General features: G+C 75.3%; 24 protein-coding genes. 12 read left to right on the plus strand and 12 right to left on the minus strand.

All coding sequences use genetic code 11. The features are described 5' to 3' along the window. Positions 1-20: 20 nt before the first annotated feature. Complete coding sequence (locus OG767_RS12210; RefSeq protein ID WP_405093506.1) at positions 21-2,117, minus strand: SpoIIE family protein phosphatase; 2,097 nt, start codon at positions 2,115-2,117, stop codon at positions 21-23. Between the two features lie 201 nt (positions 2,118-2,318). Between OG767_RS12210 and OG767_RS12215 the strand changes: the two genes are divergently transcribed. After that, a complete protein-coding gene (locus OG767_RS12215; protein ID WP_281939506.1) occupies positions 2,319-3,179 on the plus strand; it encodes a mechanosensitive ion channel family protein in 861 nt (286 codons plus the stop codon). A 59-nt stretch (positions 3,180-3,238) separates the two neighbouring features. On the opposite strand, the gene OG767_RS12220 is transcribed toward OG767_RS12215, so the two are convergent. Next, a complete protein-coding gene (locus OG767_RS12220) occupies positions 3,239-3,601 on the minus strand; it encodes a DUF6401 family natural product biosynthesis protein (RefSeq protein WP_396770893.1) in 363 nt (120 codons plus the stop codon). Between the two features lie 165 nt (positions 3,602-3,766). On the opposite strand from OG767_RS12220, the gene OG767_RS12225 reads away from it, so the two are divergent. Further along, entirely contained in the window at positions 3,767-4,213 is a 447-nt protein-coding gene (locus OG767_RS12225; RefSeq protein WP_405093507.1) for a hypothetical protein, read from the plus strand. Here OG767_RS12225 and OG767_RS12230 read toward each other — a convergent pair whose 3' ends face one another. The 5 genes from OG767_RS12230 to OG767_RS12250 form a co-directional block, all read right to left on the minus strand. After that, complete coding sequence (locus OG767_RS12230) at positions 4,214-4,429, minus strand: hypothetical protein (RefSeq protein WP_405093508.1); 216 nt, start codon at positions 4,427-4,429, stop codon at positions 4,214-4,216. Between the two features lie 159 nt (positions 4,430-4,588). Then, positions 4,589-4,849, minus strand: coding sequence for a hypothetical protein (locus tag OG767_RS12235; RefSeq protein WP_107160680.1), 261 nt, complete (start codon positions 4,847-4,849; stop codon positions 4,589-4,591). Positions 4,850-4,950: 101 nt separating this feature from the next. Continuing rightward, positions 4,951-5,412 carry an SRPBCC family protein gene (locus OG767_RS12240; RefSeq protein ID WP_405093509.1) on the minus strand — a complete coding sequence of 154 codons (462 nt, stop codon included), beginning with the start codon at positions 5,410-5,412 and terminating at the stop codon, positions 4,951-4,953. Between the two features lie 55 nt (positions 5,413-5,467). After that, complete coding sequence (locus OG767_RS12245) at positions 5,468-5,884, minus strand: DUF2795 domain-containing protein (protein ID WP_405093510.1); 417 nt, start codon at positions 5,882-5,884, stop codon at positions 5,468-5,470. Positions 5,885-5,970: 86 nt separating this feature from the next. Continuing rightward, complete coding sequence (locus OG767_RS12250) at positions 5,971-6,948, minus strand: YihY/virulence factor BrkB family protein (RefSeq protein ID WP_405093511.1); 978 nt, start codon at positions 6,946-6,948, stop codon at positions 5,971-5,973. A gap of 143 nt (positions 6,949-7,091) precedes the next feature. On the opposite strand from OG767_RS12250, the gene OG767_RS12255 reads away from it, so the two are divergent. Further along, the gene (locus tag OG767_RS12255) at positions 7,092-7,496 is read left to right on the plus strand and encodes a ChaB family protein (RefSeq protein WP_405093512.1); all 405 of its coding nucleotides are present in this window, start codon (positions 7,092-7,094) and stop codon (positions 7,494-7,496) included. 63 nt (positions 7,497-7,559) lie between these two features. Here OG767_RS12255 and OG767_RS12260 read toward each other — a convergent pair whose 3' ends face one another. Beyond that, a complete protein-coding gene (locus OG767_RS12260; protein WP_405093513.1) occupies positions 7,560-8,993 on the minus strand; it encodes an aldehyde dehydrogenase family protein in 1,434 nt (477 codons plus the stop codon). 70 nt (positions 8,994-9,063) lie between these two features. Here OG767_RS12260 and OG767_RS12265 point away from each other — a divergent pair, with 70 nt between their 5' ends. Next, positions 9,064-10,656 carry a phytoene desaturase family protein gene (locus OG767_RS12265; protein ID WP_405093514.1) on the plus strand — a complete coding sequence of 531 codons (1,593 nt, stop codon included), beginning with the start codon at positions 9,064-9,066 and terminating at the stop codon, positions 10,654-10,656. A 104-nt stretch (positions 10,657-10,760) separates the two neighbouring features. Here the strand turns inward: OG767_RS12265 and OG767_RS12270 are convergent, their stop codons facing one another. Continuing rightward, positions 10,761-11,528: a polyprenol monophosphomannose synthase gene (locus OG767_RS12270; protein WP_281939525.1), complete on the minus strand. Its 768-nt coding sequence runs from the start codon at positions 11,526-11,528 to the stop codon at positions 10,761-10,763. Positions 11,529-11,618: 90 nt separating this feature from the next. Continuing rightward, the gene (locus OG767_RS12275) at positions 11,619-12,065 is read right to left on the minus strand and encodes an SRPBCC family protein (RefSeq protein WP_405093515.1); all 447 of its coding nucleotides are present in this window, start codon (positions 12,063-12,065) and stop codon (positions 11,619-11,621) included. 114 nt (positions 12,066-12,179) lie between these two features. On the opposite strand from OG767_RS12275, the gene OG767_RS12280 reads away from it, so the two are divergent. Genes OG767_RS12280 through OG767_RS12315 form a run of 8 tightly spaced genes read left to right on the plus strand, consistent with a single transcriptional unit; the run spans position 12,180 to position 20,805 of the window. Continuing rightward, entirely contained in the window at positions 12,180-13,820 is a 1,641-nt protein-coding gene (locus tag OG767_RS12280; protein WP_405093516.1) for an HAD-IIIA family hydrolase, read from the plus strand. Then, a complete protein-coding gene (locus tag OG767_RS12285) occupies positions 13,817-14,791 on the plus strand; it encodes a glycosyltransferase (protein ID WP_405093517.1) in 975 nt (324 codons plus the stop codon). The genes OG767_RS12280 and OG767_RS12285 overlap by 4 nt, the downstream gene beginning before the upstream one ends. Beyond that, complete coding sequence (locus OG767_RS12290) at positions 14,776-15,993, plus strand: glycosyltransferase (RefSeq protein WP_405093518.1); 1,218 nt, start codon at positions 14,776-14,778, stop codon at positions 15,991-15,993. Before OG767_RS12285 ends, OG767_RS12290 begins: the two co-directional genes overlap by 16 nt. Further along, positions 15,993-16,667, plus strand: coding sequence for an SIS domain-containing protein (locus tag OG767_RS12295; protein ID WP_405093519.1), 675 nt, complete (start codon positions 15,993-15,995; stop codon positions 16,665-16,667). Before OG767_RS12290 ends, OG767_RS12295 begins: the two co-directional genes overlap by 1 nt. 11 nt (positions 16,668-16,678) lie before the next feature. Beyond that, positions 16,679-18,169 (plus strand): PfkB family carbohydrate kinase, encoded by a 1,491-nt coding sequence (locus OG767_RS12300; protein WP_405093520.1) that lies wholly within the window; start codon positions 16,679-16,681, stop codon positions 18,167-18,169. Further along, the gene (locus tag OG767_RS12305; RefSeq protein WP_405093521.1) at positions 18,166-18,873 is read left to right on the plus strand and encodes an SDR family oxidoreductase; all 708 of its coding nucleotides are present in this window, start codon (positions 18,166-18,168) and stop codon (positions 18,871-18,873) included. Before OG767_RS12300 ends, OG767_RS12305 begins: the two co-directional genes overlap by 4 nt. Further along, positions 18,870-19,829 carry a glycosyltransferase family 9 protein gene (locus OG767_RS12310; protein ID WP_405093522.1) on the plus strand — a complete coding sequence of 320 codons (960 nt, stop codon included), beginning with the start codon at positions 18,870-18,872 and terminating at the stop codon, positions 19,827-19,829. The genes OG767_RS12305 and OG767_RS12310 overlap by 4 nt, the downstream gene beginning before the upstream one ends. Beyond that, positions 19,813-20,805 carry a DNA topoisomerase IB gene (locus tag OG767_RS12315; RefSeq protein ID WP_405093523.1) on the plus strand — a complete coding sequence of 331 codons (993 nt, stop codon included), beginning with the start codon at positions 19,813-19,815 and terminating at the stop codon, positions 20,803-20,805. The genes OG767_RS12310 and OG767_RS12315 overlap by 17 nt, the downstream gene beginning before the upstream one ends. A gap of 174 nt (positions 20,806-20,979) precedes the next feature. Here the strand turns inward: OG767_RS12315 and OG767_RS12320 are convergent, their stop codons facing one another. Beyond that, complete coding sequence (locus tag OG767_RS12320) at positions 20,980-22,011, minus strand: helix-turn-helix domain-containing protein (protein ID WP_405093524.1); 1,032 nt, start codon at positions 22,009-22,011, stop codon at positions 20,980-20,982. Positions 22,012-22,147: 136 nt separating this feature from the next. Continuing rightward, entirely contained in the window at positions 22,148-22,651 is a 504-nt protein-coding gene (locus tag OG767_RS12325; RefSeq protein WP_405093525.1) for a hypothetical protein, read from the minus strand. Between the last annotated feature and the right edge of the window lie 44 nt (positions 22,652-22,695).

Raw genomic sequence — 22,695 nt, forward strand, 5'->3', positions numbered from 1 at the left:
GGACGCGGGCGACGCCCGGCTCACCCGGCCGGAATGAGGATCTCGAACCAGACCGTCGAGCCGCGTACGGTCGGGTCGGTGCCCCACGCGTCGCTCAGCTCCTCGATCAGGCCGAGCCCGCGGCCACGGCTGCTCAACGTGTCGGTCTGGGCGCGGGTGACCTGCCCCCGGGTGCCCGAGTCGGCGACCGACACCAGCAGCCGCTCCGCGCTCAGGTCGATCTCGACCCGGGCGGCGGTGCCGGCGTGCAGCAGCGCGTTGGTGGTCAGCTCGCTGGTGCAGAGCACCGCCGCGCCGACCACCGCCTCGGGCACCTGCCACTCGGTGAGCTGGGCGGTCAGCCAGTGCCGGACCCGGCTCGGCGCGGTCGGCTCCGCCGGCACCTCCATGCCGGCCGACCGGCTGGGCCGGACCGCGTGCTCCACCGCCAGCACGGCCACGTCGTCCTCGGTGGCGCCCGGCACAGCGGCGGTCGCGACCGCGCACAACGCCCGGGGGTCGCTGCCGCTCGCGGCGCTCACCGCCGCGCCCAGCCCGGCCAGCCCGGAAGCCAGGTCCTGCCAGCGTCGCTCCACCACGCCGTCGCTGTAGAGCAGCAGCGTGTCGCCGGGGCGGAACGGCACGGTGACCGGGCGCGGGACGCCGCCGAGGCCCAGCGGTGGGCCGGGCGGCACCTCGACGAACTCCGCGGCCGGGCCGGCGCCCGTCCGGCCGCGCCGGATCAGCGGCGCGGGATGGCCGGCGCTGGCCAGCGTGACCAGCTCCCGGTCGGCGTCGACCACCCCGAACACGACGGTGACGAACAGCTCGTGCGTGCCGCCCTCGACGCCCAGGCTCGCCACCAGCCGGTCCAGACCGCCGAGCACCGCGTCCGGCCGGGGATCGGACAGGGCGAGCGCGCGCAGCGCGGCGCGGACCTGACCCATCCGGGCGGCGGCCTGCACGTCGTGCCCGGCCACGTCGCCCAGCACCACGCCGAGCGCGCCGGTGGGCAGCAGGAACGCGTCGTAGAAGTCGCCGCCGGCGGCGTTGCCGTCGACGCCCGGCTCGTAGCGGGCCGCGATGCGCAACCGGGGCAGGTCGGGCAGTTGCTCCGGCAGCATGCTGCGTTGCAGCAACTGGGCGGTGCCGTGCTGCGTCTCGAAGCGGCGGGCCCGCTCGGCGGCCTGGCCGATCAGCTCCGCGGACGCGGCCAGCAGCGCCCGTTCCGCCGGCGACCAGGGACGTGGCGTCTGGTAACCCACGGTGAGCGCGCCCCGGACCACGGTCGAGCGCAGCGGCAGCGCGGCGAGCGCCCGGATCTTCTCGTCGTGCCGGTCCACCGCGACGTCGCGCAACGGCTGCCCGTCGGCGGTGAACGAGGGCACGCCGCTGCGCGCGGTGACCACCGCCGGCATCGTCGCGTCGGCGCTCATCCGCCGCCACAACGGCGGCAGCCGCTCGTCGGCCTCGTCGAGCAGCTCGCCCCGGATCCGGCGGACCAGCCGCCAGGTGGCGCCCTCGTCGACCACGAAGGAGACCCGGTCGGCGTCGAACGAGTGCAGGCAGTAGCGCAACGTCACCCGGGCCACGTCGTCCAGCGTGAGCGTGCCGGAGAGCGCCGCGGCGAAGTCGCTGAGGCTCTGCAACTGCCGGGTGAGCTGGGTGGTCTGCGCCGAGACGGTGAGCACGCCGACGATGCGGCCGGTGGAGTCCCGGACCGGGGAGTGGCCGCGGGTGAACACCGCCGGCTCGGCCGGGCCGGCGCCCTGCCGGTCAGCCGGCAGCACCGCCTCCCGCTCCAGGAACGGCTCGCCCTGCCGGTAGACCCGCGCCAGCGCCTCGCCGGCGCCGGCCTCCCGCCACACCTCGGCGAACACCTCCGCCGCCGGCCGGCCCAACGCGTCCGGGTGCCGGTCGCCGATCAACTCGGCGTAGCCCTCGTTGTAGAGCAGGACCAGGTCGTCACCGAGGAGCAGGGCCATCGGTACGGGGGAGGACAGCACCACGTCCGCCACGGCGCGCACCGCCGGGTCCCACTGCTCCGGGGCGCCCAACGGCGTACCGGCCCACGGGTGGGCGGCCGCTCCCGGAGTGGGGGCGGACGGCGTGGGAATCCGACCGACGGTGCCTGGCATGACCGCAGCCTAACCGGCGGGTGGCCGACGGGTTCCGATCATGCGGCCACCGTCGCCACCGGTCACCGTCGGCGTGAACGTTAAGGGCAGGTCAGGGCCGGTTCGGCGGGTCATGTCGGGAAATTGCCCCGGTCCGGCCCGGCGTGCTGCCCAGAGCGACGGGTATGCGGGCGGCGCAGTTCACGCGACAGGAGGGACATCATGCCGAAAACCCTCGCGGTCGGCCAGGTCGACATCAGTGCGGCCTGGACCGACTTCTGGAGGTCGGTGCTGCTCTTCGTACCGAGGGCCATCGCGTTCATCGCGATCCTCGTGGTGGGTTGGCTCATCGCCCGAGCCGTCCTCAAAATCGTGGACGCGGCACTGGAACGGGTCGGGTTCGACCGCGCCGTGGAACGCGGCGGGATCAAGCGCGCCCTGGAACGCACCAAGTACGACGCCAGCGACATCCTGGCCAGACTGGCCTACTACGCGGTCCTGCTGTTCACCCTTCAGTTCGCCTTCGGGGTGTGGGGACCCAACGCGATCAGCGACCTGATCCGCGGGGTGGTGTCCTGGCTGCCGCGGGCCTTCGTGGCGATCGTCATCGTGGTGATCGCGGCCGCCATCGCCAACGCCGTCCGGCAGTTGGTGTCCGGCGCGCTCGGCGGGCTCTCGTACGGCCGGATCCTGGCCGACGTGGCGGCGTTCTTCATCCTGGCGCTCGGTGTCATCGCGGCGCTGAACCAGGTGGGCATCGCCACCACGGTGACCACGCCGGTGCTCATCGCGTTCCTCGCCACGGTGGCGGGAATCCTGGTCGTCGGTGTCGGCGGTGGTCTGATCAAGCCGATGCAGAACCGCTGGGACGGCTGGCTGGACCGGGTCTCGGAGGAGTCCCGGGCGTTCCGGCAGCAGCGGCAGGGGCAGCAGACCGGCCGCGGCGACTACGAGCGGCGGATGGCCGACCGGGGCGGACAGCCGGCCCCGACCGGACCGCAGTCGTCCATGTCGGGCGCGGGCACGTACCGCTCCGGCGAGCGGGGCGACGAGACGCAGCAGTTCCGTCGGCCGGGCGGCTGACGGCAGCACGGGTGACGGGGGGTGTCCGCGGGGCGATCGCGGGCGCCCCGCGCCGTGTCTCAGGCCAGGTGGCGCGGGTCCAGCGCGCGGGCCAGCAGGCAGACCGCGAGCAGCCGGGTGAGCAGCCAGCCCGGTGCCGACCAGTCGACCGGCCCGACCGGCGGCGTCCAGCCGTGCTCGGACGCCGCCTCCCGCAGCCCTTCGGCGTACCCGGCGAGCGCCGCCACGGTCAGCGGCCGGCGGTCACCGTGCAGGCTGTCGCGTACCCCGGCGGCGTGCTGGTCGACCTCGGCGAGCAGCCCGGGGTTCAGGCGGGCCGCGGCCAGGCCGGCGGTGCCGACGGCGGCGGTGAGCGTGGTGAGGGTCGACCGTGCGGCCACCGCCGCGGACGGGGTCGCGACCCGGTTGTTCGGCACGCGCATGGGGACCGAGGCTAGCCCCGCGCGGACCGGGGCGGCCTCGGCCGACCGGCCGATGCCCGGCTCGTCCGGGCGACCCGGCCCGCCTCGGCCCCGGGGATTGAGCCGCCCGCGGCGGGGCAGAAGGGAACCACGCAGACGACGCAGCCGAGTCCGCGGAGGCACACGATGGGACAGCAGGTCGACGGACCGGACCGGGCGCACCGCCGGCCGGACGGGGTGAGTGACGCCACGGTCGAGGCACTGGGCAAGCTCGGCGAGGCGCTGGAGTGCGTCGAGCGGGCCCGCGGCCACCTCTACGAGCTGCACCAGCTCATCGGCCACGCCGATCTGATGCTGGACGAGGCGGTGGAGCGGTTCCGCTCCGCCGGCCACCCGAGCATCGCCGAGCGGATCGACCGGGACCTGCTCGGCCGCAACGTGATCGCCGGTAGGTGGACGTTCCAGATCGTCGAGGACTTCGACGACGGCTACCACGCGCTCTTCCGGGAGGTGGACCGGCAGGCCCGGGACGAACTGGTGGGCGGCCGGCGGCACCTCTACGAGGCGGAGATGAAGGAGCGACGCCGCAGCCGGGGGCGGCCGGGGCACGAGGCGCGCCCGGCCGAACGGTGATCAGTCGAAGGAGCGTGCCTGCGCCGGGCGGCGGCGCCGGGCACCGTCGTCGGCGATGATCACGGTCGCGACCATCAACGCGACCACCACGCTGAACAGCCAGGAGCTGTCGTCGCTGAACTTCGCCGCAACGGGAGCCTGGACGGCGGCGAGCAGGAAGCCCAACCAGGCGAGGCGGCGCTGACGAGTGGAGAGGAAAGCGGAGCCCTGATCCATTCCGAAATTCTTACGCGCCGGACCCGGAGTGCTGCCAGCCGTTCGGCCGATTCTGGATGCGCTGTCCGTTTTCCCGGCCGTCCGTACGATAATTCTTGTCGTTTCGGTCGATGCGCGCTCCCGGTTCCGGGCACTCGACGGTGCCCGGAACCGGGGTGCTCAGATGCTGTCCGGTCCGGTCCGACCGGTGGTGGACGGCCGGTACGCCCGATCCGCGTCGGTCATCTCCCGACGCTCGGCCTCCGCGCCGGCGCCCCGGTCCACCGCCTCCGGACCGTGGCCGAACGCGGCCTCCTCGCCGGCGTCGTTCCCAGTGGCGTCGTCGGCCTGGCCGTCCAGCGTCGACCGGGCGATCGCCTGGTCCAGCTCGTGCAGGGGAGTGCGGTCCTCGTCGCGCCACTGGCGGTCGTTGTCGGTCATTCCCCTGCGGTACCCGGGCCGGATGATCGCAAACGGACCACCGGCACGGCGATGGCCACCGGCGGAGCCGGCGGCCATCGGGGTTCGTGCGGGGGAGACGCTCAGGGGGTGGGGCGGTCGACCGCGCCGCGCCAGGCGCCGGTCTCCTGACCGCGCCGCTCGATGAACTGCTTGAACCGCTCCAGGTCGCCCTTGGCCCGGCGGTCCACCACGCCCAGCTTGTCGCCGGCCTGCTCGACCACGCCGTGCGGCTCGAACTCCATCTGCAACGTGACCCGGGTGTGCCCCTCGTCGAGGCGGTGGAAGGTCACCACACCGGCCTGCTGGGTGCCGCCGGTGGACCGCCACGCCACCCGCTCGTCCGGGAGCTGCTCGGTGATCTCGGCGTCGAACTCGCGCTTCACGCCGGCGATCTCCACGGTCCAGTGCGTCATCGTGTCGGAGAGCTGCCGGACCTCCTGCACGCCCTCCATGAAGTGCGGGAACTCCTCGAACTGGGTCCACTGGTCGTACGCGGTCCGGATCGGGACGTCCACATCCACGTGTTCCATTACGCCGCTCATGTCGGGGTTCCTCCTGTTCCGCCGGTGTGCTGTCGCGAACCGTGGGCCGGCCCGCTCACCAGCGCGTCGTCTCGTTCCTGTGCCCGAGTGCGGCCCACACCTCGGAAACCGTCTGGTAACGCGTGTCGCCCGGCAGGCCCTCCAGGGCGGCGACGATGTCCGCCGGCGCCTCGTTCTGCCGGGCGTTGGCCACCAGCGCGTCGCGGTCGCCGGGCAGCGCCGCCATGCCGATGAACCGACCGAGCCGGCTGCGCGCCTCCACGTCCGTGGAACTCATCCCCTGCGGGGAGCCGGTACGCAGGTCGCCGGCCGGCGCCGTGGTGGCCTCCGGCTGGTCCTCGCCGGACGGCTCGGCCTGGCGGAACTCGTCGACCCGGGCACCACCCGTGCCCGGACCCTGGACCAGGCCGCTGACCTCGCTGCTCATCTGGTCGTCGACCCTGGGCGAGTGCTTGCTGCTGCCACGTTCCATGCCCTCAGTGATGCCCCGGGGGACCGCCGGTAAACCGGGGCCGGTCCGGCGAGCCGGTCATCCGGCCGGCAACCGGGCGGGCGGTCTCAGGAGTCGGCCGGCGCGCGGGGCGGCAGCACCGGCTCCGCCGGGTCCTCGACGCCGGCCTGTATCGCCCGACCCCGCTGCAACTCCGCGTTGACCTGCACACCGAGCATCAGCGCGCAGTTCGACAGGTAGAGCCAGACCAGGAACGCGATCACCGCGCCGAGACTGCCGTAGGTGACGTCGTACGAGCCGAAGTTCGCCACGTAGAGGCCGAAACCGAAGGACGCCAGCACCCAGGCCACCAGCGCCAGCCCGCCGCCCGGGGTGAGCCAGCGGAAGCGCGGCTGCCGCACGTTCGGCGCGATCCAGAACAGCAGCGACAGCAACGTCATCGCGACCAGCGCGAGCAGCGGCCACTTCGTCACCGACCAGGTGGTCCGGGCCAGGCCGCCGGCGTGCAGCCGGTCGCCCACCGCGTCGGTGACCGGGCCGCTGACGATCAGCCCGGTGGCCACCACCGCCAGCAGCAGCATGGTCACCGCCGCCATGCCGATCTGGAGCGGGCGGAGCCGGTAGAACGGCCGGCCCTCCTGGACCCCGTAGATCGCGTTGGAGGCCCGGGTGAACGCGCCGATGAACCCGGACGCGGACCAGAGTGCGCCGAGCAGACCGAAGCTCAGCAGCGCCTTCGCCGGGCCCTGCTGCTCGACCACGGTGCGCACCACGCCGACGAACGCGTCGTTGCCGACGACCGAGCCGGCGCCGATCTCCCGGGCCAGGTCGATCACGGTGTCCACCGTGCGCGGGCCGTCGGAGACCAGCCCGACCAGGGCCACCACCACGATCGTGGACGGAAAGAGCGCCAGCACCCCGTAGTAGGTGAGCGCGGCGGCCCAGTCGGCGCAGTTGTCCTTGACGAAGCCCTGGCCGCTGCGCAGCAGCACGCCCCGCCAGGTACGCCAGTCGAGCTGGCGCATCCGGCGGGGGAAGCGGGCGCGGGCCGCGCCGTCGACAGTGGGTGGTGTCGTCGCCGTCATGACCGCCTCCTCCAGCGCCCGATGCGCCACCGGGGCGTGGCCGGGCGGTACCCCCCGGTGGAAATCGACAAACCGTGCGCCGGTTTGTCCCCCGGACCGGGGGGAACGACAGGGGATACCCGATCGAGACGGAGGTGGACGAGATGCCCGGGCGCGAGGTGTTGCCCAGCACGTTGAAGCGCTCTCCGGCCAAGGCGCAGCGGACCTGGGAGAAGACGCACGACTCGGCGGTCGAGACGTACGGCGAGGGGGAACGCGCGCACCGCGTCGCCTTCGCCGCGGTCAAACACGAGTACGAGAAGGTGGGCGACCACTGGGAGGCCAAGGGCCGCAAGGGGCCGAGCGACAGGCAGGCCGCCGGCGGCGGCCCGGCCCGGCGCGCGCCCACGGCCGGCGGGGTGGACGCCAACGCCACCAAGGACCACCTCCTGTCGGTGGCGAAGAAGCTCGACGTGCGGGGCCGCTCCCGGATGACCAAACCGGAGCTGGTGCAGGCGATCCAGAAGGCGAACAACACCGCCACCCGCAAGGCCCGCGGCGGTCGCTGACCCGCCAGGGGTACGACGAGGGAGCCCGGGACCGCGCGGTCCCGGGCCCCGCCGTGCGGGTGCTCACCAGTGGCCGCCGCCCGGCGCCTCCAGGTGGACCACCTTCACGGTGCTGAACTCGTCGAGCAGTTCCGGGCCGTACCCGAAGCCCTGGCCGCTGCCCCGGCGCGGCTGGGCGGCCCCGCCCGGCGCGCCACCGAACACGGCGTTGACCTTGACGGTGCCCACCGGCAGCTCCCGCCAGGCCCGCTGCGCGTGGCTCATCGAGCCGGTCAGCACGGTGGCGGCCAGCCCGTACGGCGAGTCGGCCGCGCACCGTAGCCCCTCGTCGAACGAGTCGACCACCACCACCGGGGCGACCGGGCCGAACGTCTCCTCGCGCACCAGCGTCATCTCGTGCCGGCAGCCGTCGACCACGGTGGCCGGGTAGAACGCGCCCGGCCCGTCCGGCGCCGCGCCCCCGGCGCGGATCCGCGCGCCCTGCGCCGCCGCGGCGGTGACCTGCCCGTGCACGTGGTCCCGGTGCCGCCTGTCGACGAGCGGGCCGAGTCGGGTCCCCGGGTCGCGGCCGGGGCCCACGACGAGCGCCTCGGCGCGGGCCACCAACGCGTCGACGAACTCCTCCGCGACGTCGCGGTGCACGTAGACGCGTTCCACCGCGACGCAGATCTGCCCGGCGTTGGCGAAGCAGCCCAACGCCGCCTGCTCGGCCGCCCAGACCGGGTCGACGTCGGCGTCCACCAGCAGCGGGTCGCTGCCACCGTTCTCCAGCAGCACCTTCGCGCCGGTCCGCGCGACCGCGGCGGCGATCGCCCGGCCGGTGGCGGTCGAGCCCACGTGCGCCACCACGTCCAGCTCCTGCCCGGCGAGCGTCGCGCCCACCTCGCCGCCGCCGGTCAGCAACGACAGCACGCCGGCCGGCAACGCCGCGTCCAGCGCCCGGGCCAGCAGCCAGCCGGTGCCCGGGGTGCGTTCGCTCGGCTTGAACACCACCACGTTGCCGGTCACCAGCGCCGCGCCGAGCAGGCCGCAGGAGACCGCCACCGGATCGTTCCACGGCGTGATCGCGGCGACCACGCCGCGCGGCTCCGGGGCCATGAAGTCCACCGCGGCGTGGCCGCCGTGCAGCGTCCGGCCGCCCCGCAGCGGGGCCAGCTCGGCGTACTGCCGGAGCGTGCCGACGCCCGCCGCCACGCCGCCGCGGGCGTCGTCGAGCGGTTTGCCCATCTCCGCGGTGGTCGCCTCGGCCAGCTCGTCGGCCGCCGCCTCGACCGCGTCCGCGGCCCGGTGCAGCGCGGCGGCCCGCTCGGCCGGGGCGGTCGCCGCCCACTCCGCCGCCGCGCCCCGGGCCGCCTCCACCGCCTTGGCCACCTCGTCCGCGCCGGCCACCGGCGCCCGGGTCACCGGCGTCCCGTCGGCCGGATCGTGGACGACCAGCTCGCCGCCCTCGCCCCCGGCGCCCCACACCCCACCTATCAGCTGCGCAACCGTGTACATGCGCGTGGTTGCCCCGGCCCGGGCGAGGCAAACGCGTTTCCGCCGCCGGGCGGCCGGGTAGGCGCAACGGATGACTTCCACCGCCGACGCCGTCGTCATCGGGGCCGGGCACAACGGGTTGGTGGCGGCGAACCTGCTGGCCGACGCGGGCTGGGACGTGCTGGTCCTGGAGGCCACCGAGGCGCCCGGCGGCGCGGTGCGTTCCGCGTACGTGACCGCCCCGGGCTACCTCAGCGACCTGTACAGCTCCTTCTACCCGCTCGGCTACGCCTCCCCGGTGCTGCGCGGGTTGAACCTGGACCGCCACGGCCTGTCCTGGACCAACGCCCCCGACGTGCTGGCGCACCTGCTCCCCGACGGGCGGGCCGCGGTGGTCAACCGCGACCTGGACACCACCGCCGCGTCGCTGGAGGCGTTCGCCCCCGGCGACGGGGAGCGCTGGCGGCACGCGTACACCGACTGGCTCCAGGTGGCGGAGCCGATGCTGGACGCCATCACCAGCCCGTTCCCGCCGGTCCGCGGCGGGGTGGGCCTGCTGCGCCGGCTGCGGGTCGCCGGCGCGCTGCGGCTGGCCCGCCGGCTGGTGCTGCCGGTGCGCAAGCTCGGCGCGGAACTCTTCCAGGGCGAGGGCGGGCCGGCGCTGCTGGCCGGGTGCGCGCTGCACACCGACCTGTCCCCGGAGGAGGCCGGCTCCGGCGTGTACGGCTGGCTGCTCGCCATGCTCGGCCAGCAGGTCGGCTGGCCGGTGCCGGTGGGCGGCGCGCAGCGGATCACCGACGCGCTGGTGGCCCGGCTGGTGGCGCGCGGCGGCCGGATCGAGTACGACGCCCGGGTCGAGCGGGTGCTCACCGCCCGGGGCCGCGCCATGGGGGTGCGGACCGCGGACGGGGCGGACTGGCGGGCGCGCCGCGCCGTGCTCGCCGACGTCCCCGCCCCGGCGCTCTACCTGGACCTGGTCGGCGCGGCGGCGCTGCCGCCCCGGCTGGTCGAGGATCTGGCGCACTTCAAGTGGGACGGCTCCACGCTTAAGGTCGACTGGGCGTTGTCGGCGCCGGTGCCGTGGCGGAACCGGGACGTCACCGGCGCCGGCACCGTGCACCTCGGCGCGGACCTGGACGGCCTCACCACGTACGCCGCGGCACTGGCCCGGGGCGAGGTCCCGACGGATCCGTTCCTGCTGGTCGGGCAGATGACGGTGGCCGACCCGAGCCACTCGCCGCCGGGCACCGAGTCGCTGTGGTCCTACACCCACCTTCCGTTCCGCCGGAACTGGCGGGCCGAGGAGATCGCCGGGCACGTGGAGCGGATGGAGGAGGTGCTGGAGGCCGCCGCGCCGGGCTTCCGCGCGTCCGTCGTCGGGCGGCACGTGGCCGGTCCGGCCGATCTGGAGGAGGCCGAGCCGAGCCTGGTGGGCGGCGCGTTGGGCGGCGGCACCGCGGCCGCGTACCAGCAGCTCTTCCTGCGACCGGTCCCGGGACTCGGCCGGGCGGACACTCCGGTGGACCGGCTCTACCTGGCCAGCGCCTCGGCCCACCCGGGCGGCGGGGTGCACGGCGCGCCGGGCGCGAACGCCGCCCGCGCCGCGCTGGCCCGCGACCGCGCGTTCACCGGCCAGGTGTACGTCCGCGCGATCGCCGCCGCCCACCGCACCGTCTACCCCTGACGCCCCCCACTTGTGGCGCGCAGATTCACGGAAAGAGTGCCCATCCCGACCGCGATAGGCACTCTTTCCGTGAATCTGCGGGGAGAAGAGGGGAGGGGGAGAGATCAGGAGTCGATGTTGCGGTGGCGGGTGCGCAGCTTGAACGGCATCAGCGCGCTCTCGATCTTGGTGGCCGTGGTCATCTTCGAGTCGCCCTCGCGGCGCTCCTCGAAGCGGATCGGCACCTCCAGGATGGTGTGACCCAGCTTCGTGGCGAGGTAGTGCATCTCCACCTGGAAGCTGTAACCGTTGGACTGCACCCGGTCCAGCCCGATGGCGCGCAACGCGTCGGCCCGCCAGATCTTGAAGCCGGCGGTCAGGTCGCGGATCCGCACCCGCAGCAGCGTGTGCACGTAGAGGTTGGCCCAGCCGCTGAGCGCGCGACGGTAGAGCGGCCAGTTCTCGTCCAGCTCGCCGCCGGGCACGTAGCGGGAGCCGATGACCACGGACGCCTGGGTGGAGAGCAGCGCGCCGAGCATGCCGGGCAGCGCCTCCGGCGGGTGCGACATGTCCGCGTCCATCTGGGCGACGTACTCCGCGCCGTCGTCGATAGCGCGACCGATGCCGTCCACGTACGCCCGGCCGAGGCCCTCCTTGCCGGGGCGGTGCACCACCAGCACCCGGTCCGGGTGCTCGATGGCCAGCTTGTCGGCGACCTCGCCGGTGCCGTCGGGGGAGTTGTCGTCCGCGACGAGCACCTTCAACCCGGGCAGCGGCAGCGCGAGGAGGCGCTCGACCAGCACCGGGAGGTTGCCCGCCTCGTTGTAGGTCGGAACGACGACGGTCAGGCGCGCGTCCGCCCACGGGGAGGGCAAGTGCACGGGTTCGATCATCACGGACTTCCTCGGTCGGCCGACAGGTTCACCTGAGAGGGTAGCCAGTCCGCTTTCCGGCGTCCGCACAGACGCCCCGCGATCGACCGCTCACCGCTCCGACTTCTGTCGCGTCGCGATGTCGGAGAGCCGGGCCAGCGTCTCCCGGTTCCGTAGATGCAGCACGAGGTCGTTCAGCTTGGTCCGGACCCACCGCAGCGGTCCGGCCGCGAAGTCCTCGCCGAGGGTGACCCGGGTCCGGCCGTCGTCCAACGGCTCCAGGACGAACGCCACGACCGCCTCGCCGGCCGGCCAGAGCCCGGCGCGCAGCACCAGCCGATGCGGCGCCTGACACTCCAGCACGGTGGACCTGTCCTGGAGCGAGAACGGCCACGGGCCGGCCCGGTGGTGCAACCGGCTGCCCACCCGGGGCCAGGTGTCGTCCACGTCCCGCACGTGGGCGGTGCCCACCACCCAGTCGCTGTACGTCCAGCCGTCGGCCAGCACCTCGAAGACCCGGTCCGGGGACGCATCGATCACTTTTTCCACAACCGCCACGAGTGTCCGGTACCCCGGGGCGGCCGTCGCTAACGGCAGCCGGGTTAGCTTCTCGGAGGCGGCGGGTAACCGGGGCTGACGTTTACTCCTCGGGGGGTCGGGAACCCGCCGCCCGTGCGACGGGACCACGAGCGGGATCAGTGCAGGTCAGCCCGGGTTTACCCGGGTGCTGACCGGCTCCCGTCCGGCCTGTACGAGGCGGTGCTGCTGGACCGCGACGGCACGTTGGTGGAGGACGTGCCGTACAACGGTGACCCGGAGAAGGTCCGGCCGGTGCCGGGCGCCCGGGAGGCGTTGGACCGGCTGCGCGCGGCCGGGTTGCGGCTGGCGGTGGTGACGAACCAGTCGGGGCTGGCTCGGGGGTACTTCACGGCCGCCCAGATGCACGCGGTACACGCCCGGGTCGAGGAACTGCTCGGCCCGTTCGACCACTGGGCGATCTGTCCGCACGCGGAGCCGGACCGGTGCGGCTGCCGCAAGCCGGCGCCGGGGCTGGTGCACGCCGCCGCGCGTGCGCTCGGCACCACGGCGAGCCGGTGCGTGCTGATCGGGGACATCGGCGCCGACATGGCCGCCGCCGCGGCGGCCGGCGCCGCCGGCGTCCTGGTGCCGACGCCCGCCACCCGCGCCGCCGAGGTGGCCGCCGCGCCGACCGTCGCGGCCGACCTGCCGGACGCGGTGGACACCGTGCTGACCCGGATGCGGCTGGTGGCCGCGCCGGCGCCCGAGGGTCGGCGTCGCGCCGGCACCGTGCTGGTGGTCCGCAGCGACGCGGCCGGGGACGTGCTGGTCACCGGTCCCGGCATCCGGGCGGTCGCGGCCGGCGCCCGCCGGGTGGTGCTGCTCTGCGGCCCTCGCGGCCGGGCCGCCGCCGACCTGCTGCCCGGCGTCGACGAGGTCATCGAATGGCCGTTGCCCTGGATCGACGCCCCCGCCCCACCGGTCGACCCCACCGCCATCCGCGCGCTCACCGACCGGCTCGCCGCCGTGCACGCCGACGAGGCGGTCGTCTTCACCAGCTTCCACCAGTCCCCGCTGCCCCTGGCCCTGCTGCTGCGCCTGGCCGGCGTGCCCCGGATCAGCGCCGTCAGCGACGACTATCCCGGCGCCCTGCTCGACGTGCGCCACCGCGTCCCGGTCGGCGTACCCGAACCCGAACGCGCGCTCTCCCTCGCCGCCGCCGCCGGCTTCCCGCTGCCCGAGGACGACGAACCCGCGCTGCGCCTGCGCACCGACGGGTTGCCGCAGGTCCCGGCGGCGGCCGGAGCGCCCGGCTACGTGGTGCTGCACCCGGGCTCCTCGGTGGAGACCCGGGCCTGCCCGGTCGAGCTGGCCGCCCGGGTGGTCCGGGTGCTCGGCGCCGCCGGCCACCGGGTGGTGGTCACCGGCGGGCCGGACGAGCGGGAGCTGACCGCGCGGGTGGCCGCCGCCGGCGGCGTCGACCTGGGTGGCCGGACCGGGTTGGCCGAGCTGGCCGCCGTGATCGCCCGGGCCGGCGCGCTGGTGGTCGGCAACACCGGTCCGGCGCACCTGGCCGCCGCGCTGGGCGTGCCGGTGGTCAGCCTGTTCGCCCCCACCGTCCCGTTCGGCCAGTGGGGACCGTACCGGGTTCCGACGGTCCGCCTCGGCGACGCGGGCGCGGCCTGCCGGGACACCCGCGCCACCACCTGCCCGGTCCCCGGCCACCCCTGCCTCTCCGCGGTCGAGCCGGGCCGGGTGCTGGAGGCGCTGCGGCTGCTCGGGGTGGCCGGATGAACATCCTGCTGTGGCACGTGCACGGGTCCTGGACCACCTCGTTCGTGCACGGCAAGCACCGCTACCTCATCCCGGTCAACCCGGCACGCGACGCCTACGGACTCGGCCGGGCGCGCACCTACCCCTGGCCCGACAACGCCGTCGAGGTCACCCCGGAGCAGCTCCGCACCACCGACGTCGACGTGGTCGTCCTGCAACGCCCCGAGGAACTCGACCTGGCCGCCCGGTGGCTCGGCCGCCGCCCCGGCCGCGACCTCCCGGCCGTCTACGTCGAACACAACACCCCCAAGGGCGACGTCCCGAACACCCGCCACCCGATGGCCGACCGCGACGACCTGCTGCTCACCCACGTCACCGGATTCAACGAACTGTTCTGGGACAACGGCGCCACCCGCACCACCGTGGTGGAACACGGCGTCGTCGCGCCCGCCGTCGAATGGACCGGCGAACTGGACCGCCTCGCCGTGGTGATCAACGAACCGGTACGCCGGTGGCGGGTCACCGGCACCGACCTGCTCGCCCGGTTCGCCGCGGTCGCCCCGCTGGACGTCTACGGCATGAAGGTCGCCGGGCTCGCCGCCCACCTCGGGCTGCCCGAGGACCGCCTGACCAGCCACGACGACGTGCCGCAGCACGCCATGCACGCCGAGCTGGCCACGCGTCGCGCCTACCTGCACCTGTGCCGCTGGACCTCGCTCGGGCTCAGCCTGATCGAGGCCATGACCATCGGCATGCCGGTGATCGCGCTGGCCACCACCGAGGCCGTCGAGGCGGTACCGCCGGACGCCGGAGTGCTCTCCACCCGGGTCGACGTGCTGCTCGACGCCGCCCGGGGCCTGCTGGACGACCCGGCGGCCGCCCGCCGGGCGGGCGCGGCGGCCCGGGCCGCCGCCCGCGACCGCTACGGCCTGGAGCGTTTCCTCGCCGACTGGGACCGGCTGCTGGAGGAGGAAGTATGCGCATCGCGATGATCTCCGAACACGCCAGCCCGCTCGCCGTCCTCGGCGGGGAGGACGCCGGCGGCCAGAACACGCACGTCGCCGAACTCTCCGCCGCGCTGGCGGCAGCCGGACACGACGTCCGCGTCCACACCCGCCGCGACGCGGTGGACCTGCCGGTGACCGTGGCCGCCCCGGACGGGTACGAGGTGGTGCACGTGCCCGCCGGCCCGGCCGAGCCGGTGGCCAAGGACGACCTGCTGCCGTACATGCCGGCGTTCTCCGACTGGCTGACGGACCGGTGGCGCACCGGCGACTGGCAGCCCGAGGTGGTGCACGCGCACTTCTGGATGAGCGGGCTGGCCGGGCTCGCGGCGGCCCGGCGCGCCGGCGTGCCGATCGTGCAGACGTACCACGCGCTCGGCACCGTCAAACGCCGCCACCAGGGCGCCCAGGACACCAGCCCGCCGGGCCGCGTCGACCACGAACGCGAGTTGGGCCGCGCGGTGGACCGGGTGGTCGCCCAGTGCCAGGACGAGGTCGCCGAACTGGTCCGGCTCGGGGTGCCGCGGTCCCGGATGACCGTTGTGCCGTCGGGGGTGAACCTGTCCACCTTCGACCCGCTGGGCCCGGTCGCCGACGCCGACGGCGGCCGGGCCCGCATCCTCACCGTCGGACGGCTGGTCGAGCGCAAGGGTCTCCAGGACGTCATCCGCGCCACCGCGCTGGTGCCGGACGCCGAGTGCGTGGTGGTCGGCGGGCCGCCCGCCGGGCTGCTGGAGACCGACCCGTACGCGATGCGGTTGCGGGCGCTGGCCCGGTCGCTCGGCATCGCCGACCGGGTACGCCTGGTCGGCGCCGTGCCCCGCGAGGAGATGGGCCGCTGGTACCGCTCCGCCGACGTGCTGGTGGCCGCCCCCTGGTACGAGCCGTTCGGGCTCACCCCGCTGGAGGCGATGGCCTGCGGCGTACCGGTGATCGGCACCGCGGTCGGCGGGCTGATCGACACGGTGGTGCCCGGCCGCACCGGCGACCTGGTGCCGGCCCGCGACCCGGCGGCGCTCGGCGCGGCGATCCGGGGCCTGCTGGGGGACCGGATCCGCCGCTTCGCCTACGCCACGGCGGCGCTGGAACGGGCTCGGACCCGCTACTCGTGGGCCACCGCGGCCGAGCGCCTCGGCACGCTGTACGGCGAGGTGGCCGGCGTGCGTCGACCGACCCGGGTGGTCGCCTGATGACGGCCGCCCCGACGGCCGGCGGGACGGTGCTGGCGGACCACCTGACCCGGCTGGCCGGCGCGTTGCCGCCGTTGCGCGAGGCGGAACAGCTGCTCGCCCGCTGGGGCGGGGAGCTGGCGCACCGCCTCGCCGCGGGCGGTCGGTTGCTGGTGGCCGGCAACGGCGGCAGCGCCGCCGAGGCCCAACACCTCACCGCCGAGCTCGTCGGCAAACTCCGCGACGACCGCCAACCCCTGTCCGCCATCGCCCTGCACGCCGAGACCAGCGCCCTCACCGCCATCGCCAACGACTACGGCTACGACGAAGCCTTCGCCCGCCAGGTCCGCGCCCACGGCCGACCCGACGACCTCCTCCTCCTGCTCTCCACCAGCGGCACCAGCACCAACCTCCTGACCGCGGCCCACGCCGCCCACGACACCGGCCTGCGCTGCTGGGCCTTCACCGGACCCGCCCCCAACCCCCTCGCCGACCTCTGCCACGAGCGGCTGGCGGTCGACTCACCGGACGCCCAGGTGGTGCAGGAGCTGCACCTGGTGGCCGTGCACGTGCTCTGCGAGTACGTCGACCGGGCGTTGCCGGCGGCGCTGGCCGCCCGGGCCCCGGCCGGTCCGGTGCGCACCGGCGTCGAGGTGGTGCTCGGCGACCCGGCTCCGGAGGTGCAGGCCCGATGAGGAGGTCGAGCATGGCGGGACCCGTGGTGGTGCTCGGTGACACGCTGCTGGACCGGGACGTCGAGGGGGCGGTGAACCGGCTCTGCCCGGACTCCCCGGTGCCGGTGCTCGACGAGACCGCGTCCGTCGACCGTCCCGGCGGGGCCGGCCTGGCCGCCGTGTTCGCGGCCGCGCTGGGCGCCGAGGTCGCGCTGGTCACCGCCGTCGCCGACGACGCCGGCGGGGCCCGGCTCGGCACCCTGCTCGCCGCCGCCGGGGTGCAGCTCTACGCGCTTCCGCTGGCCGGGGCCACGCCGGAGAAGGTCCGGCTGCGGGCGCGCGGGCGGGTGCTGCTGCGCCACGACCGGGGTGGGCCGACCGGGGTGCCGGGGGAGCCGGGCGAGGCCGTGCGGCGGCTGCTCGCCGGCGCGTCCGCGGTGCTGGTCAGCGACTACGGCCGGGGCGTCGCCGGGCAGCCCGCGTTGCGGGCCGCGCTGGCCGCCACCCGGGCGCCGGTGGTGTGGGACCCGCACCCGCGCGGCCCGGCGGCCGTGCCCGGGGTGCACCTGGCCACCCCGAACGAGCCGGAGGCCCGGGACCTGGCCAAGACGCCGCCGGGCGGGTCCCGCCTGGCGAACGCGTCCCGGAGCGCGCAGGCGCTGCGCCGGCGCTGGCAGGCCGGCGCGGTCGCGGTCACGTTGGGCGGGGATGGCGCGTTGCTCTGCCACGCCGGCTCCACCCCGCTGGTGGTCCCGGCGCCGCCCGCCGAGGGGGACACCTGCGGCGCGGGGGACCGGTTCGCCGCCGCGGCCACGTTGGCGCTGGCCCGGGGCGCGCTGGTGTCCGAGGCGGTGCAGGAGGCGGTCGCCGAGGCGTCCGCGTACGTGGCCGGCGGGGGCGTGACCACGGCGTTGCCGGCGCCGGTCCGGGCGGTCGCCCCGACGGTGGTCACCGCCGGCGGGGACCGGATCGGCGCGGTCGCCGCCGGCGAGGTGCTGGCCCGGGTACGCGCCGCCGGCGGCACCGTGGTGGCCACCGGCGGCTGCTTCGACCTGCTGCACGCCGGGCACGTGGCGACGCTCCAGGCGGCCCGGCAGCTCGGCGACTGCCTGGTGGTCTGCCTCAACTCCGACGCGAGCGTGGCCGGGCTCAAGGGGCCGGAGCGCCCGGTGGTGCCGCAGGGCGACCGCGGCCGGCTGCTCGCGGCGCTCGGCTGCGTCGACGCGGTGCTGATCTTCGACGAGCCGACCCCGCACGCGGCGTTGTCCTGGGTGCGTCCGGACATCTGGGTCAAGGGCGGTGACTACGCCAGCGGCGGCGGCGCGGAGACGCTGCCGGAGTCGGCGATCCTGGCCCGCTGGGGCGGCCACACGGTGGTGGTGCCGTACCTGGCCGGGCGGTCCACCACCGACATGATCGCCGCGGCCCGCGCCGGCCGCGGCAGCGCCGGCTGGCCGGCCGGCCCGGTCGCGGAGACCGGTTCGGAGCCGGTCGTCCGGTCCACGGCGAAGGGAGCACGATGAACGCGCCACGCAACCGGCCCGGAGCCGGGCCGACCGTGCTGGTCACCGGCGGGTCCAGCGGCCTCGGCGCGGCGGTGGTCGCGGCCGTGGCCGGCGCCGGCGGCCGGCCGCTCGTGCTGGACCGGCAGCGGCCCGCCGACGGGGTGCCGTGGGCCGAGTGCGACCTGGCCGACACCCGGGCCGCCGAGGCCGCCACCCGGGACCTCGCGGAGCGTGCCGGCGGCCTGGACGCGGTGGTCACCGCCGCCGGCCTGGACGTGCCCGGAAAACTGGCCGACGTGCCGGCGGAGACCTGGGAACGGATCGTCACGGTGGATCTGCTCGCCACCGCGGCGGTGATCCGGGCCGCGCTGCCCTTCCTGGAGGAGTCCCGGGGCACCATCGTCACGGTCGCCTCCACGCTCGGCGTCAAGGCGGTCGGCGACGCGACCGCCTACTGCGCGGCGAAGTTCGGGGTCGTCGGGTTCACCCGGGCGCTCGCCGCCGAACTGGCCGGCGCGGTCGGGGTGACGCTGCTGATCCCCGGCGGCATGCGCACCGCGTTCTTCGACGAACGCGACGAGCAGTACCGGCCCGGGCCGGACGCCGTGCTCAACGAGCCGGCCGACACCGCCGCCGCGGTGCTGTTCGCGCTCTCCCAGCCCGCCGGCTGCGCGGTCCGCGAGCTGGTGGTCTGCGCCGAGCGGGAGTCGTCGTACCCGTGATCCTGGTGCTGCGCGCGCTCGGGGTCGGTGACCTGGCCACCGCGGTCCCGGCGCTGCGCGGTCTGCGCGCCGGGCTGCCCGGCCGGGAGGTGGTGCTGGCGGCCCCGGCCTGGCTGGCGCCGCTGGCGGCGCTGACCGGGGCGGTCGACCGGGTGCTGCCCACCACGGGACCGGACCGGATCCGGTGGACCGGGCCGCCGCCCGAGGTGGCGGTGAACCTGCACGGCCGGGGACCGGAGTCGCACCGGGCACTGGCCGCCGTCCGGCCGGGCCGGCTGCTCGCCTTCCGGAACCCGTCGGCCGGCCACCTCGACGGTCCGGCCTGGGACGCCGACGAGCACGAGGTGCGTCGCTGGTGCCGGCTGCTGCACGCGTACGGCCTGCCGGCGCATGCCGGGGACCTGGCGCTGCGGCGGCCGGCCACGGTCGGCGTACCGGCCGGGGTGACGGTGCTGCACCCGGGCAGCAAGGTGCCGGCGAAGCGCTGGCCGGCGGACCGCTTCGCGGGGCTGGCGCGGGCGCTCACCGCGCGCGGCCACCGGGTGGTGTTGACCGGTTCGGCCGACGAGCGGGCGCTGGCCGCCCGGGTGGCCCGTGACGCCGGCCTGCCGCCGACGGCGGTGCTGGCCGGGCGGACCGGCCTGACCGAGCTGGCCGCGCTGGTGGCCGACGCCCGCGTGGTGGTGAGCGGCGACACCGGGGTGGCGCACCTGGCCACCGGGTACCGGACCGCCTCGGTGGTGCTGTTCGGCCCGGTGCCGGCGGCCCGCTGGGGTCCACCGCCGGACCGGCTCCGGCACCTGGTGCTCGGCCGCGTCGAGGCCGCCGGATCCGACCCGGATTCGACCGGTTCCGGCGGGGTGGGAACGCATCCGACATTGGATGCCATCGGGGTCGACGAGGTGGTGGCGGCGGTGGCCGAGGTGGAACGGGTCTCCGGTGCGGTTGCGGCGTAGCGACCCGGGCCGGCCGGGGTACGCCCGGCGGCGGCGCGGCAAGGGCTGGCTCTTCCTGGACGCGACTGGCCAACCGGTGCGCGATGCCGACGAGCTGGCCCGCCTGCGCGAGCTGGTGGTCCCGCCCGCGTGGCGGGACGTGTGGCTCTCGCCGCACCCGAACGGGCACATCCAGGCCACCGGCATCGACGCGGCCGGCCGCAAGCAGTACCTCTACCACCCGCAGTGGCGGCGCAAGCGGGACGAGGCGAAGTTCGACCACGTGCGGGAGGTGGCCCGCCGGCTGCCGGCGCTGCGGGACCGGGTCGCGCACGACCTGGCGCTGCGGGGTCTGCGGCGGGAGCGGGTGCTGGCCACCGTGGCCCGGCTGCTCGACATGGGCGCGTTCCGGGTGGGCAGCGACCAGTACGCGACCGGCGACGACCCCACGTTCGGCGTGGCGACGCTGCGACCGGAGCACGCCCGCTCCCGCGGCGGGTGCGTGGTGTTCGAGTTCCCGGCCAAGGGCGGCATCGACCAGGTCCGCCGCGTCGAGGACGCGGAGCTGTGCCAGGTGCTGCTCAACCTGCGCCGGCGGCGTCGCGCCCAGGAGCGGCTGTTCGGCTACTGGGACGGTCGCGGGTGGCGCGACGTGCGCAGCGACGAGGTGAACGACTACCTGCGCGACGCCAGCGGTGGGGAGATGACCGCGAAGGACTTCCGCACCTGGCATGCCACCGTGCTGGCCGCCGCCGAGCTGGCCTCGGTGGGCCCGCAGCGGTCCGTCACCGCGCGCCGCCGGGCGGTGGCGGCGGTGATGCGCTCGGTCGCCGAGCTGCTCGGCAACACGCCGACGGTGGCCCGCACGTCGTACGTGGACCCGCGCGTGGTCGACCTGTACCACGACGGGGTGCTGGCGCCGGTGCAGCCGGAGATGCCGCGCGAGGCGGTGGAGAAGTCGGTGCTGGCGCTGCTGGAGGAGGAGGCGGCCGACTGACCCCGACCGGCCCCGTCGGTCCTGGGGGGAAAGCGACGGGGCCGGAATCCGGGTGCCGTCCGATGCGGCGCGAGGGGGTCACCGGGCGTCCGCCCGCGGCTGGACCGCCGCGGGCGCCACGCCACGGCCCCCCGTTACCAGCGGGTCGTCACCGTCGCCGGTGCCGGCCCGGGTTCATTGTGTCCGGGTCGAGTTGACTTCGGATGCCGGGCTGTTGACGATCCGTGCCTGTTCCAGGTGACGCGCCCGGAACGCCTGCGGTGTCTCCGCCTGGGTGGCCCGGAAGGCGCGGCTGAAGTGGGCCTTGTCCCGGAACCCCCAGCGGCCGGCGATGACCTGGATCGACCGGTCGGCCAGCGCCGGGTCGGCGAGGTCGCGCCGGCACCGGGCCAGCCGCTCGTCCCGGATGTACGCCGCGACGGTGGTCTCCTCGTCCTCGAAGAGCCGGTGCAGGGACCGTACCGACAGGTGGTGGGCGTCGGCGATCGTGCCGGGGCCCAGCGTCACGTCGCCGAGGTGCTGCCGGACGTACGCGTGCACCTGGGCGAGCAGCGCGCGGCGCCGGACCTCGGTCGGCACCGCCTCCTCGGAGACCAGGTGGCGACCGAGCAGCGTGGCGATCAGGTCGAGCGCGACGCCGCCCAGCCGGTCCGCGTCGACCGCGTGGTACTGGTCCGGATGGCTGGTGATCCGGATGAGGTAGTCGGCCAACAGTGCGCCGATCCCCTCGGCGCCGGACATCCGGCTGGCGAACAGCGGGGTGAGCCGGCGGTGCGGCAGCGGCAGCGCGTCGTGCGGGATGAGCGCCACGATCGACGCGGCGGACCGGTCGTCGGCACGGTCGGTGTGGTGGCTGAGTTCCTGGGGCCGGGCGCAGTCGTAGAAGGTGAGGTCGCCCGGTGGGCAGATGCCCCGCTGCCCGTCCTGGTCGGCGATGCCGGTGCCGTTGAGCGTCAGCGCCAGCAGGTAGCAGTCGGCGTCGGACCGGCTGATCAGCTTGCGGGTCCGGATCCCGTGCAGCGGCGGGTAGCGGTGCCGGATGAGCTGGATCGGCCCCAGTTCGAGGAACTCGGCCCGCGCCTCGAAGTTGTCGGCGTGCTCGGTGCGGATCCGCATCAGCGTGGGCGTCTGGGCGAGCATCTCCAGCCAGAGCCCGAAGCGGTCGGCCGCGGGTATCTGCGCCGTGTCGAAGATCTGCGGTTGCATCGGTGTGTCCATGAACGACCCCCGTGGTCTGTCGACATCCCTCCACAAACACGACGCCCCACGGGGCCGAAATGCGGCACCCGTGGGGCGTGACGTCCGTCATTGACGAACGTGGAAGCCTCTGTTAAGTCTGCGTTCAGTCGTTGAGCACCTGGGACAGTCGGTCCCGGAACCGGCGCTCGGAGTCGCTCACCACGTCGCCGCCGATGCCCAGGATGCCGCCGGTGGAGGCGGCGCCCACCACCTGCTCGGCGATCTCCACCAGCCAGTGCCGGTACGCTCCGGCCTGCCCCTCGTCCACCTTGCCGGTGAGCAGGGCGGAGGCCTGGCCGGCCCGGGCGAGCACGTCCTCGATCATCGCGGTCGGGTCGTCCGGCGTGATGACCGGCAGCTCCGCGCCGGTCTCCGGGTCGCCGACCCGGGAGACGATCTCGCCGGCCACGGCGGCCACCAGCGGGCTGGCCGACTCCCGGCCGGCGGCGATGGTCTCCAGCCCGGCGGCGTTCTCGGCCATGGTGCGCCGGGTGCCGTCGGACTCGGCGGCCGCCGCCGCGGTGAGCACCGACTGCGGCAGCCCCACCAGCAGCCCCCACTCCTCGTCCGAGACGCCGAACCGGGTGTACGCCGGCTGCTCGATCACGATCAGGTTCCTTTCGCCGCGGTCGTCGTTGTCGACGGGCACCG

The organism is Micromonospora sp. NBC_01392 (assembly GCF_045040125.1).
Lineage (GTDB): Bacteria > Actinomycetota > Actinomycetes > Mycobacteriales > Micromonosporaceae > Micromonospora.